This is a genomic window from Microcoleus sp. D2_18a_D3, assembly GCF_036702455.1.
Lineage (GTDB): Bacteria > Cyanobacteriota > Cyanobacteriia > Cyanobacteriales > Microcoleaceae > Microcoleus.
The window spans coordinates 1-11,939 of record NZ_JAUBTK010000131.1 but is presented as its reverse complement, the minus strand read 5'-3'; the positions used below and the strand labels follow the sequence as shown (position 1 = coordinate 11,939).

The following is an 11,939-nucleotide window of genomic DNA, read 5'->3' as shown; positions in this document are numbered from 1 at the left end:
TTGAAAACTACAAAAATAGATGTTTACTTACTTGGCATTTTAATTGTTAGTTTGGCATACCAAGTAAGGAAGAACCTCGATCTCTCCTAAATTAGTTTTTTTACAGCCTTTGGGGTAAGCCGAAATTTTAGATATTTTTCCTTGCATTCTCGTTATTTCAGGCGAGGGATTGGATTTTTTAAACTGATTAAAATTCAGCGAATCAGAGGTGAGTTTTCGGTCAAACAGTTGAGGTAGTTGCAGGCTATGGTTAAATTGGCTCAAATCAAGAGCGATTGCCTACCCTTCACCGAAGGCACGCGGGTTCGAGATAGCTTCGCTGGGGCGTACACTTTTTGCCCGATTTTTGCCATTTTTGAGAAGTGTAAAAATTTTAGATAATACAAATGTTTAGGGTATCACATTTTTGGCGAAAGTAAAGGTATTTCAAGCTGGATCAATAGAAATGGCGATCGCGAGGATTAAAGTTTGGGCAAAGTAATCATAAATTCCGTAGAAACTCGCATTTCCCTTTCTACCTTTAAAGTGCCACCGTGTTGTTCGGCCATAATATCGCGAGTGAGAGATAATCCAAAACCGACTGCTTCTGCTGTTGGTTTAGTAGTAAAGAAAGGATGGCACATTTTTGCTTTAATTTCTAGAGAAACTCTGATGGTATTGTCGCCCAGATCAATTTCAACTACTTTTGCCAGTTTTTGCGTTTTTAGCAAGTTTTTGAGAGTAAATTTTATATTTATTTATCGGTTTCTTGCTACCAATTTTTCGGCGTTTGAAATACAGCATAACAACCACGATCGATGATATTTATCAAAGCGCGGTTGAAACCCGATAAGCCAACTTCCGAAAGAGCGATCGCACTGTCATACTCAATGTGACATCCTCCCCCACCAAATCAAAGATTATGGTGGGGGCTTCCCAAAATCACTTTTGAGATTTCCTGGTTTTCCCCTTGCGGGATTTCGACACTTGCCTAGACTCAGTTGCCTCAATCCCCGGTAGATCGTCTGCACAGGCAGTTTTCATTCCCGTCTGTCCAACGGTATTAATTAGTTTGATTCCTCGGTTTCTGATATTCTGACCTGCTGCTACATCCCTATCCGTCTTGTATCCACAATGAGGACAATCATGGATTCTCACACTCAGGTCTTTTTTGACGAACCCACCACATTCGGGACACTGTTGAGAAGTCCCCCTTGCATCGACTTCGGAGAAGAACTTTCCACGCTTCCAGCACACATACTTGACAATAGTTCTCAACTGTCCAAAAGCAGCATCAAGCATATGCTTCCCAAACATCCCTTTGGCACTGACGCGGTAATCCAAGTCTTCCATGAAAACCATATCACCTGCATCACAGAGCATATGAGCTTGTTTGTAGTGAAAGTCCTTTCTCGTGTTGCCGATTTGGTGGTGAAGACGAGCAACTTTAAGACGTTGTTTCTCGTAGTTCTTAGACCTCTTCTGTTTCCTCGAAAGCCTGCGTTGCAGCAATTTCAACTCGCTTTGCAGCTTTTTAAAGAACTTGGGAGGTTTTATGAGAACACCGTCACTGGTTGCCAAAAACTTCTCCAAGCCAATATCCACCCCGATGGGATGACCATGAGGAGTTGGGTCAGGGACGCTAACATCACACTGCAAGGAGATAGACGCATACCAATAGTTGGCTTTCCTCAATATTCTGACCTGCTTGACCACAAACCCAGAAGGGATAGGGCGATGCAGATTAATTGGAATTGCTCCAATTTTTGGCAATTTAATGTGCAAGTTGGTTACTGGATTCTCCTTGAATTGAGGAAAAAGCAACGACTTGAACTGCCCGTACTTCTTGAAGCGTGGAAAACCAAATCCTCGTTTCTGAAAGTATTCCCAACCTTTGTGCAACTGCTTAATAGCTTGCTGAAGAACTTGGGAAGGAACCTCACCCAGTCTGGGGAATTCCTTCTTGGCTCGTGGCAAGTTATTAAGTTGTTGAATTTCGCCAGGAAACTTTACTTCGGCAGGGAGGATGTATTCCTTTTCCAATGAGCATCTATCAACCAAACACTTACGACTATCGCACCAATCTTTTATCTCCCGAAGGGCGTAGTTATACGCTCCTCGGCAGAGTTCCATCCACTCAATAAGCTGCTGCTCTTGAGTAGTATCTGGATAGATTCGGTAGCGATGGGTAAGTGTCAGCATTCCCTTAGTATACTGAATTTACTGGCAAGTAGCGCAACATTAAATGTTAAGTTTAGGGACATCGAGTCCCGTAAACTTAACTGGGGAAGTCCATGTATCCCAAGGCCGACCTGGGTACAGGTACGGCGTGGGTCTTATAGCTTCCCCAAACCCCCTCAAAAAGATAAATTATTATAGGGAAGCGGCGAGCAGGCTGCGGCGATCGACGAATTGCTACAAGCTTAAGAAGCCGTTTTCAATATTGCCCTGGCTTCCTCAATATTTTGGGCAACCAATTTGCCCGACTTGATAAAGGCTGATCTTTCGGTATCGCTGAGTTCAAGTTCCACTACTTGTTCCACTCCCTGATCTCCCAAGCGGCAGGGAACTCCTAAAAAGATATCTTGCACGCCGTATTCGCCGTGCAAATAAACGCAGCAAGGCAAGAGTCGCGACTGATTAAATAAAATAGATTCTACCATCAAACAGACAGCAGATGCGGGGGCAAAATAAGCACTACCAGTTTTCATCAATTCTACAATTTCTGCGCCGCCGTGGCGAGTCCGCTGTACGAGTCGATCGATCGCCCCAGCATCCATAAGTTGATTGATGGGAATACCGTTGACAGTAGAATAGCGGGGCAAAGGAACCATCAAATCGCCATGAGAACCGATGACAGTGGCATTGACTTGAGCATTTGAAACGCCCAATTCCATTGCAATAAAAGTTTGAAAGCGGGCGGAGTCGAGAACTCCCCCCATCCCCATGACTCGGTGTTTGGGCAAATCTGCAGCTTCCCACGCTAAATAAGTCATGATATCTAGGGGATTTGTGACTGTGATTAAGATGGCTTCGGGAGAATGCTCGATCGCCTTTTTTGTGGCTTCCGTGACAATTCCAGCATTGATTTTAATTAAATCTTCCCGATTGATACCGGGTTTGCGCGGCACTCCGGCGGCAATTACTATGATATTTGAGTTGGCCGTATCAGTATAATCATTTGTACCGACTATTTGGCGATCGTGGTGTTCCACTCCCCTGGCTTCCATCAAATCCAAAGCAACGCCCTGCGGCCAACCCTCCACAATATCTAGCAATACTACATCTGCCAGATTTTTCTCAGCAATTCGCTGGGCTAATGTACTGCCGACTTTGCCTGCACCAATAATTGATACGCGGTTTGATGGAGAATTCATTTGATTTTAGATTTTAGATTTTAGATTTTAGATTTTAGCAATCAGCTTAATTGGGGAAAGGCGCGCGTCGCGCACCCTTCGCTACATTAAGAACAGTGAAGTTTAGTTTTGGTGAGTTACTTAAAATCTTCGAGTTGGTCTACCCGCAGCCAAATATTCGGGGTGGGAACTTTGCCAAATTTGACGAAGGCATAGTCGCCGCGAACATCCATCACTTCGCCCTTTGTTTCAAATATATAGGAGGAAAAGCGCTGGTCGCTGGCTTGGGCTTCTAGACTGTTTTCCAATTTTTCGCGTACAGCGCGAACTATACTGCCTTTTTTGATTGCCATAACTTGCTTTGTTTAGTTTAAAAAACTATACAAATTTTAATCTAGATTTGCCTTGAAAGGACTTCTTCTTTCTTATGACCTCTGGCACCATTCTCGCTTAACAAGATTTCCGGCCTGTTCCACAATAGTTCAATATTCTTTTGGGCTGGGTGTCCCGCCCGCCCCTGACAGCCTTATTGACAATGTGTAAGGTATCAGTTCTTCCTTCTTCCCTCTTCCCTCTCCCGCCTTCTTCCCTCTTCTTCCTTCTTCCTCCTTCCTGACATCCCTTACATCCGTTACATCCGTCGAGCGAATCCGTTGCCGAACTTCCTTCTTCCTGACATCCGTTACATCCGTTACATCCGTTACACAATCCGTTGCCGAACTTCCTTCTACTTATTGCTGACACGCGGGGCAAAAATGAGTCGATCGCCCTGCTAATTTTATACGTTCGATGGTTGCGGAGCAAGTGCGGCAGGGTTGACCAGCGCGATTGTACACCCAAGCTACGCCGCCGTAGTTGCCGTTGACACCTTGGACGTTGAGAAAATTGCTAAAAGTGGTGCCACCGGATGCGATCGCCTTCTGTAAAACTTGAATAATAGCTGTATGGATGCGCCCAATTTGCTCTGCGGTCAAATCCGCGCACAGAGTTGTGGGCATCACTCCCGACAAAAACAAAGTTTCGTCTGCGTAAATATTGCCCAAACCAGCTATCAGTGACTGGTCTAGCAAAGCTGTTTTTATGGGTCGCGCCCGCCGGTGCAGCTTGCGGGCCAAATATTCTGTTGTAAACTCGTCGGAAAACGGTTCGGGGCCTAAGAGTTTCAGACCGATGACAGTGCTCGAAACCTCGGTTTCTGCAGGCACGTACCACATTTGCCCGAAGGTGCGCTGGTCTACAAACCGCAATTCTTGATTTCCTTCAAAGAATAGCCGCACTCGCGCGTGTTTTTGCAGGGGTTCGGATCGGTTCACCCACAGCAGTTGTCCCGTCATCCGCAGGTGAACGCCCAACCAGCCCGCTTTTGAAGGAAGGAAGAAGGAAGAAGGAAGAGGGGAAGAACTTGGAGTTTGATCCCTAAATTCTCCCCCTTTCCCTTTTTCCCTTTCTCCTTCTGGGAATTGAGATAGTTCTGCCAGTAGATATTTGCCGCGTCTGTACCAGCGGGCGATCGACTTTCCTTTGACTTTTGTCAAAAAATCGGTCGCAGAGATTGAACGGGCGATCGTGCTGTTTAGCAACACGTCCCCGTCCAAAATTTCTCGATCGAGGGTTGCTTGATTCAAGCCCCGGCAAATAGTTTCAACTTCTGGCAGTTCTGGCACAATTAGCGTTGTTCTGTTCCTTGATTTGGCGAACCTTCGACGCTGCCGGTAACTTCGGCGCCCGGTTTGCTGTCCGTCGAAGTTTTCGGCTGCTGGGGGGCTCCTCCGCTGCCGGTTTTCCGCGTTTTCTCGTCCAGCGTGGTTTGTTTGCCGCCGGAAGCTACTGGAGTCCCTGTTTTCGCTTTTGCTTTGGGTGCTGCCACTTCCACTAATTCGCTTTGGGCGAAGTTGTTGGTGTTGACGCCTGCATAATTTACGCTGTTAAAGCGAACGATAACTGGGTATTTAATGCCGCTTTGGTCTACCGTAGCAACGGTGCCCACTTCTTGATACCAGAAGGATTCTTTGCGGAGAATCCGAACTGTAGAACCGCGTTGAACCATGAGCTTTGTTTCCTTTGCGATGAATAAACGGATAAAGCCATTTTTTTTACTCTAGTCGATCGCGCGACGCATTTGAAGTCTGCAACGAAATTTTTACCTGTCGCGCCGTTTTTTGAGCGGCTGTTTGTAAAGAAAAGTAAATACTTTGCTAGGGCGATCGCTGGGGTTGCAAAATAAATAAACCCACATTATCCGTCAAATAAAACCCGTGGGAGCAAGTTGAAAACAAACTTTACAAATAGTTGTGAATTGCTACAGTTAAATGTTCTGGGAAATTCTGATAAGTCATGACTGAACCTCACGCCACAGTAATACTCGCGATTAGTGCGGACGGTAAAATAGCAGATGCAGTACGATCGCCCGCGAGATTCGGTTCTGCCAACGACAAAGCCCACCTCGAACAGCAAGTAGCAGCAAGTGACGCCGTTTTGTTCGGCAACGGCACTTTACAGGCTTATGGGACGACGATGAGAGTGATTTCGCCGGAATTGGTCAAACAGAGGGAACAGCAAGGGAAGCCCCCACAACCGGTGCAAATTGTATGTTCGCGCTCGCCCCAATTTGACCCAAACTTGCGATTTTTCCAGCAACCGGTGCCTCGGTGGCTGCTGACGGGGCAAGACAGTAGGCACACAGCATTGCCGTTTCCCTACCCGATGACAAACAGTAAGTTCGATCGAATTATCTATGCAAAAACCGCAGGTGAAGAGATTGATTGGATTGATGCGTTTCAACAGCTAACAAGCTTCGGTATCAAACGTTTGGCTATTCTGGGCGGGGGAAAACTGGTAGCGTCTGTGCTGGCTGCAGGCTTGGTAGACGAACTTTGGCTGACGGTTTGCCCGTTAATTTTAGGTGGCGCGGATGCACCGACACCTGTGGAGGGAGAGGGTTTTTTGGCAGATTTAGCTCCGAAATTGGAACTTTTGGCGGTTAAACAGGTAGGACAAGAGGTATTTTTGCATTATCGGGTCGATCGATAGTCGCGCATTTTAACTGTTTCCCGGCAGAGCCTGGTAACAAATGTCGAACAGGGGAAATTATATTAAGTTAAATGAAGTTCGATCGCTCTACGCTCAAATCTCCCTATGCTGAAACAGCCAAAACCTCAATATTCTGTAGCCTGGATTAGCAAAATAGGCGAAATCCCGCAAGCGTCGTGGGATGCCCTGGCGATGCCACTAAAAACTCCATTTCTGGAATGGGATTGGCTTAACAATCTCGAAGTATCGGGCAGTGCGACAGGTAAAACCGGTTGGCTACCGCATCACTTGACGGTGTGGCGAGACAAACAGTTGATTGCTTGCGCGCCACTTTATGTCAAAAGCCACAGCTACGGCGAATTTGTGTTCGACAATCAGTGGGCCGATTTAGCTCAACGTTTGGGCATTAAATATTATCCCAAATTGATGGGAATGACGCCGTTTACTCCGGCTGAAGGCTATCGGTTTTTGATTGCCGAGGGGGAAGATGAAGACGAGTTAACCGGAGTAATGGTAAGCGCGATCGACCATTTTTGCGATCGCCACAATATCTCCGGCTGCAATTTCCTTTATGTCGATCCCGAATGGCGCGAAAGAATGGAACGCCACGGTTTCAGCAGTTGGCTGCACCACAGCTATATTTGGCAAAATCAAGGCTATCAAAATTTTGACAATTATTTAGGCGCATTTAATGCTAACCAGCGCCGCAATATCAAGCGCGAACGCAAAGCAGTTGACCAAGCTGGTTTGTTGGTAAAAACGCTGACTGGCGATGAAATTCCCCAAGCCATGTTTGGTCAAATGTATGCTTTTTATGAGAATACTTGCGACAAATTTGGTTGGTGGGGAAGCAAGTATCTGACTAAGCGATTTTTTGAACAGTTGCACCACAATTATCGCGATCGAGTTTTATTTGTAGCAGCCTACGACAAGGAAGATGACAGACAGCCGATGGGTATGTCTTTTTGTTTGTATAAGGGCGATCGACTGTACGGGCGTTATTGGGGAAGTTTGCAGGAAATCGACTGCTTGCACTTCGATGCTTGTTACTATACGCCGATCGAATGGGCGATCGATCGGGGCATTCAAAGCTTCGATCCCGGTGCCGGCGGGCGGCACAAAAAACGGCGCGGCTTTCCAGCTACGCCAAATTATAGTTTGCACCGATTTTATAACAACCGTCTGGCCCAAATTCTCAAGTCTTATATCGGTCAAATCAACGAAAGAGAACAGGAAGAAATTGATGCAATCAACGAGGATTTACCTTTTACTAAATTACCTCCGTTGTTACTCGGCGAGTGACGGTTGACTGGGAATTTGGAATTGGAAATTGGGAATTAGTAACAGCCCATCGGTGTCAACCTAATACTAAAACCCTGTGTCTATCTCGTTTGTATCGAAGTTTCGAGCCCCCTAAATCCCCCTTAAGAAGGGGAGTAGGGGTTGAATTTGAATGCTCTTTCCCCTTTATTAAGGGGAGTTAGAGGGGAGGTAAGAATAGTCTTGTCACCCCTTATTAAGAGGGGTTAGGGGGACTCGAAACTCAACTATAAACGATATTTATTATGGATTTTAGTCTTAAGTTGACACGAATGGTAACAGTCAACAGTCAACAGTCAACAGTCAACAGTCAACAGTCAACAGTCAACAGTCAACCGTTAAACTAATTCAAAACTACCTTGCCATCTTCCTGAATTTGCAGCGATTTTGTATCAGCGTCCAACTCAGTTGTCGCGCCGAAACTGACTTGCAACATTCCCGGCATCGCGGTTGCTTGGGGGCGAACCAGCAGCAATCCGCCGTCTGGGCGCTGGTAAGTGAGGGTGATTGGCACTTGGATGCTTTTAAGCAAAATTTCCGATTGTTCGCCCAGAGTGCGCGGTTGGGTAACGCCTACGATTTGATAATTGATGACAGCATTGGTGGTATTCACCAGTTTAATTACTATCATGCCTTCGCTAGGCGTAACTCGCGCACTGGGCATGGGGAAGCGGGCAGGCGCGTCTGTTGGTGTAGAGGGCATCCCGCTGAGGCCCGGACTCGCAGCCGGAGTTGGTTCGCTGACGGGTTCTTCAGTGGCTGCGGGAGTCTCTGCGGGTTGGGAAACGGGTTTTCCTTGTTGGGGCGGTGGGCCGCCGGCCTGGGAAAGTGTTGCGATACTAACGAGTAAACCTCCGCAGGTGGCTGCTAGCAAGCTGATTTTTTTTAACGGTAGATTGTGGCGAAACATAAATAACTCCTCACAAGTTCGATCGAGGTTGTCCAACACAGTTCATGTTAATCTATGCGGGAATTGAATTTTAATAGCTTGGTTTGGGCGCGAGGTAAGAAGAATCAGGCTTGAGGGGGAGATTTTTTTTTAACCGCAGAGGGCGCAGAGGGCGCAGAGGAGGAGGGGAAGTTTTAGAGGTGGGATGCTTCTGATTTGTGGGCGGGGAGGGTGACGGTAACGGCGGTACCTCGATCGACTTGGCTGTCAATGCGGATTTGGCCGCGGTGATTTTCGACAATTGCTTTGGCGATTGCTAATCCTAAACCGGAACCAGCGGCGCTGCGGTGGGTTCGGGCGGGATCTACGCGGTAGAATCGATCGAACAAATGTGGCAGGGCTTCTGCGGAAATCCCGATGCCGGTGTCTGTTACTTTGATTTGCAGCGCTGGATTTAATATCGGCGAATTTCTTTTGTTTTTAGCAGCAAGTTGCAATTCTACTTCAATTTCGCCGCCAGAGGGCGTGTACTGCACGGCGTTGCTGACGATATTGGTAAACAGTCGGGCTAGTTGATCCCAGTCTCCCAAGAGTGTAAAGTTGTCCTCAGCGTTGGGCAGATCGACAATTTCCAAAGAAAGAGAGAGATTTTGGGTAGTGGCGATCGCCTGTTGTTCTTCAATTACCTCCATCAGCAAAGCATCGAGGGGAACCTCAATCCACTGCTGCTGGACGATGCCGCTATCTTGTCTGGCTAAAAACAGCAAATCGTCAACCAAGCGCCCCAAACGGCGGGTGAGGCGTTCGATAACTTGTAGCTGTTGATGCTGCTGCGGTTCGATATCCGGTTCCGCCAAAGCTACTTGGACGTTAGTTTGAATAGTGGCGATCGGATTTCTGAGTTCGTGAGAAGCATCAGCGGTAAACTGTTTGAGACGCCCGTAAGACTCCCGTATCGGTGCCATCGCCAATCCCGACAGCAGCCAGCCAATAGCTGCAACGCAAATTAGAGTTAAACTCGCGCCCAAAATCAAATCGAGAATTAATTGGCGGATCGGTTTTGTCACTTCAAACCAAGGATGGCTGACTCGCAAATATCCCAGAACTTGGCGGCCGATTTGTACTCGCTGCGTTACTTGTCTGAGGGAATAGTTTTGAGTTGTCCGAATGCTAATTGGTTTAGTAGAAACACGATTGGTATTTTGTGCAATAGACTTTTCACTACCTAAATTTAGATTTTCCTGCCAACCTGCATTCAAACCGCCATCAAAACCTCTTCTTTCTCCCCTCTGCGCCCTCTGCGCCTCTGCGGTTAAATCCCTCTTCTCTCTTCCCTCTAAAAACCGAATAGTTTCCATATTCATCCGTGTATCCGCATTCAAATCCGTGTCGTGCTTTTTTACCCTGAGCGAAGTCGAAGGCTCTTCTGCCTGATTTTTACCCTGAAACTGCAACTTATTATTAATTATCCAAACAGTTTCCCCGGTGCGGTTAGCGTGAATGGGAATATTCAGCGGTTCCGATAAAGTAGACCACAGCAATTCGCCCGTAGGACTGAACCATTCTAAATCAATATGGTCGTCTTCTACAGCATCGGTGCTATCTCGGAAACTGGCTTGAATATTAACTTGTAACTTATTTTTATCTTTGATATTAGGGAAATTTAGCGGTTCGATAACGAGAGTTCGCTCTATTACTTCGACAACGTGATGGAGGGTGTCGTCAATGCGATCGATCAAAGTATTGCGGACGTAAAAATAGAAACCCGTGGCGAATACAAGTAACAATACAGCAGTAACGGCAGTGTACCAAATAGCGAGGCGGCGGCGGGTAGCTTGAAACATATTGCGAAGGAAGTTCGGCAACGGATTGTGTAATTGATTCAACAGATTTAACTCATATGTTGCACCATTCTCAATTAGCCTTTTCTGAACAGGCTTTCCGGCCTGTTCCACAAGAAAATCTATTCTTTGTGGAACAGGCCGGAAAGCCTGTTGCTGACGCAAGATGCCTGTTCCACAAGAAAATCTATTCTTTGTGGAACAGGCCGGAAAGCCTGTTGCTGACAATGGTGCAACATCTCAGTTTAACCAATTTAATAACTATAACCTTCTTATCTTCTCTTCTTCTCTTCCTTCGTGTCCTTCGCGCCTTCGCGGTTCGTTAAAAAAAGCCTTGTTCGCAAATTATATCAAAAAACTCTAACAACTTTCCCTTCTTGATACTTCAGACAGATGTCGAGAGAGCTGTCACCATACTATTATAATCGCGAAAGTTTTTAGGTAAAAGCCTGTGAATAAATTTTTATTTCGAGCCGCGATCGGGCTATTAATGGCATTTTTTGGGGCAATCACCTATTTTACAAACGACGTAGAAAATCCGGTAACAGGAGAAAGACAGCGAGTGCAGCTTTCTCCCCGCCAAGAGATAGTTTTGGGATTGCAGGCGCGAGATAAAATGGCCGCGCAGCACGGGGGGCTTTATCCCAGCCAGAGTCTTCAGCAGTATCTCGATCGAGTAGGAGCACGAGTAGTCAACGGTTCGGCCGCGAAACAAGCGGGTTATCCGTTTGAATTCCACCTGCTGCGAGATGCCCAAACTGTCAATGCTTTTGCTCTACCGGGCGGACAAGTTTTCATTACCGCCGGACTCCTGGGGCGGCTAAATTCCGAGGCTCAGTTGGCCGCTATACTGGGGCACGAAAGCGGTCACGTTGTGGCGCGTCACGGTGCGGAACACTTGGCAAAACAGCAGTTGGGCAGGTCTTTGGTAACGGCGGTTGGGGTGGCTACTAGCGACGATCGCGGTGGGGGCCAGCAGGCTGCATTAATTGCTCAAGCTGTCAATCAAGTTGTCGGTTTGCGGTACGGTAGATCGGATGAACTTGAGAGCGATCGGCTCGGTTTTCGGTTTATGACGGAGGCGGGTTACGATCCTAGAGGTATTGTTGAGGTGATGCAAATTCTCGGTTCTGCTAGGAAGGGCGAAGCGCCGCCGGAGTTTTTGAGTTCTCACCCAAACCCTGAAAACCGAGTTCAAAAGTTGCAAGCTTTAATCGCACAAAATTACCCTAACGGTGTTCCAGCTAATTTGGTGTCTGGACGCGAAGAGTTTGCTAAGAATTTGTCTGGCGGTTAGGGATAATTGCATCGGGCTTTACCGAAATTAAGGGGTCTAAAGCCCCGTCCTTCTAGGACGGCTTTTTATTTTATTGTATTTTATTTTCTCTGAGTCCCCCATGAGAACATTTTGACTATACAATAATAGTATGAAGACTCTGAAGTTCAAACGGCTCTCCTGAACTTATGGTTATAAGTTTATCTAATCAGAAAAGCAAGCTAATACGCGATTCCTAAAATTATTAA

At 46.7% G+C, this 11,939-nt stretch carries 13 protein-coding genes; 4 read left to right on the top strand and 9 right to left on the bottom strand.

Annotated features, from left to right (window positions below; genetic code table 11):
- Positions 1–461: 461 nt before the first annotated feature.
- The 7 genes from QUB06_RS32520 to QUB06_RS32490 all read right to left on the bottom strand — a co-directional run bounded on the left by QUB06_RS32520 (position 462) and on the right by QUB06_RS32490 (position 5,382).
- The gene (locus QUB06_RS32520) at positions 462–710 is read right to left on the bottom strand and encodes an ATP-binding protein (RefSeq protein WP_333438788.1); all 249 of its coding nucleotides are present in this window, start codon (positions 708–710) and stop codon (positions 462–464) included.
- A 211-nt stretch (positions 711–921) separates the two neighbouring features.
- Complete coding sequence (locus tag QUB06_RS32515) at positions 922–2,181, bottom strand: transposase (protein ID WP_333438787.1); 1,260 nt, start codon at positions 2,179–2,181, stop codon at positions 922–924.
- 221 nt (positions 2,182–2,402) lie between these two features.
- The gene (gene mdh / locus QUB06_RS32510; RefSeq protein ID WP_333438786.1) at positions 2,403–3,356 is read right to left on the bottom strand and encodes a malate dehydrogenase; all 954 of its coding nucleotides are present in this window, start codon (positions 3,354–3,356) and stop codon (positions 2,403–2,405) included.
- Between the two features lie 116 nt (positions 3,357–3,472).
- The gene (locus tag QUB06_RS32505; RefSeq protein WP_333216349.1) at positions 3,473–3,688 is read right to left on the bottom strand and encodes an NAD(P)H-quinone oxidoreductase subunit O; all 216 of its coding nucleotides are present in this window, start codon (positions 3,686–3,688) and stop codon (positions 3,473–3,475) included.
- Between the two features lie 97 nt (positions 3,689–3,785).
- Positions 3,786–4,079 carry a hypothetical protein gene (locus tag QUB06_RS32500; RefSeq protein WP_333438785.1) on the bottom strand — a complete coding sequence of 98 codons (294 nt, stop codon included), beginning with the start codon at positions 4,077–4,079 and terminating at the stop codon, positions 3,786–3,788.
- Positions 4,067–4,999 carry a DNA-formamidopyrimidine glycosylase gene (locus QUB06_RS32495; protein ID WP_333438784.1) on the bottom strand — a complete coding sequence of 311 codons (933 nt, stop codon included), beginning with the start codon at positions 4,997–4,999 and terminating at the stop codon, positions 4,067–4,069. Before QUB06_RS32495 ends, QUB06_RS32500 begins: the two co-directional genes overlap by 13 nt.
- 2 nt (positions 5,000–5,001) lie before the next feature.
- Positions 5,002–5,382 carry a photosystem I reaction center subunit IV gene (locus QUB06_RS32490; protein WP_333242176.1) on the bottom strand — a complete coding sequence of 127 codons (381 nt, stop codon included), beginning with the start codon at positions 5,380–5,382 and terminating at the stop codon, positions 5,002–5,004.
- 287 nt (positions 5,383–5,669) lie between these two features.
- On the opposite strand from QUB06_RS32490, the gene QUB06_RS32485 reads away from it, so the two are divergent.
- Together QUB06_RS32485 and QUB06_RS32480 are read left to right on the top strand one after the other, a co-directional pair.
- Complete coding sequence (locus tag QUB06_RS32485) at positions 5,670–6,365, top strand: dihydrofolate reductase family protein (protein WP_333438783.1); 696 nt, start codon at positions 5,670–5,672, stop codon at positions 6,363–6,365.
- A gap of 105 nt (positions 6,366–6,470) precedes the next feature.
- Positions 6,471–7,667: a GNAT family N-acetyltransferase gene (locus tag QUB06_RS32480; RefSeq protein WP_333319295.1), complete on the top strand. Its 1,197-nt coding sequence runs from the start codon at positions 6,471–6,473 to the stop codon at positions 7,665–7,667.
- A 361-nt stretch (positions 7,668–8,028) separates the two neighbouring features.
- Here QUB06_RS32480 and QUB06_RS32475 read toward each other — a convergent pair whose 3' ends face one another.
- Entirely contained in the window at positions 8,029–8,595 is a 567-nt protein-coding gene (locus QUB06_RS32475) for a hypothetical protein (protein WP_333438782.1), read from the bottom strand.
- A gap of 173 nt (positions 8,596–8,768) precedes the next feature.
- Positions 8,769–10,418, bottom strand: a complete 1,650-nt coding sequence (locus QUB06_RS32470) for a HAMP domain-containing sensor histidine kinase (protein ID WP_333438789.1) — start codon at positions 10,416–10,418, stop codon at positions 8,769–8,771.
- A 163-nt stretch (positions 10,419–10,581) separates the two neighbouring features.
- Here QUB06_RS32470 and QUB06_RS32465 point away from each other — a divergent pair, with 163 nt between their 5' ends.
- Together QUB06_RS32465 and QUB06_RS32460 are read left to right on the top strand one after the other, a co-directional pair.
- A complete protein-coding gene (locus QUB06_RS32465) occupies positions 10,582–10,779 on the top strand; it encodes a hypothetical protein (protein WP_333438781.1) in 198 nt (65 codons plus the stop codon).
- A gap of 87 nt (positions 10,780–10,866) precedes the next feature.
- Positions 10,867–11,712, top strand: coding sequence for a M48 family metalloprotease (locus QUB06_RS32460; RefSeq protein ID WP_333438780.1), 846 nt, complete (start codon positions 10,867–10,869; stop codon positions 11,710–11,712).
- The last annotated feature ends 227 nt before the right edge of the window (positions 11,713–11,939 follow it).

Excerpts from the sequence above, each read along its gene's own strand:
- QUB06_RS32480 (WP_333319295.1), top strand. The coding sequence starts at position 6,471 with ATGCTGAAACAGCCAAAACCTCAATATTCTGTAGCCTGGATTAGCAAA.
- QUB06_RS32475 (WP_333438782.1), bottom strand. The coding sequence starts at position 8,595 with ATGTTTCGCCACAATCTACCGTTAAAAAAAATCAGCTTGCTAGCAGCC.
- QUB06_RS32470 (WP_333438789.1), bottom strand. The coding sequence starts at position 10,418 with ATGTTTCAAGCTACCCGCCGCCGCCTCGCTATTTGGTACACTGCCGTT.
- QUB06_RS32490 (WP_333242176.1), bottom strand. The coding sequence starts at position 5,382 with ATGGTTCAACGCGGTTCTACAGTTCGGATTCTCCGCAAAGAATCCTTC.
- mdh (WP_333438786.1), bottom strand. The coding sequence starts at position 3,356 with ATGAATTCTCCATCAAACCGCGTATCAATTATTGGTGCAGGCAAAGTC.
- QUB06_RS32485 (WP_333438783.1), top strand. The coding sequence starts at position 5,670 with ATGACTGAACCTCACGCCACAGTAATACTCGCGATTAGTGCGGACGGT.
- QUB06_RS32515 (WP_333438787.1), bottom strand. The coding sequence starts at position 2,181 with ATGCTGACACTTACCCATCGCTACCGAATCTATCCAGATACTACTCAA.
- QUB06_RS32505 (WP_333216349.1), bottom strand. The coding sequence starts at position 3,688 with ATGGCAATCAAAAAAGGCAGTATAGTTCGCGCTGTACGCGAAAAATTG.
- QUB06_RS32465 (WP_333438781.1), top strand. The coding sequence starts at position 10,582 with ATGCCTGTTCCACAAGAAAATCTATTCTTTGTGGAACAGGCCGGAAAG.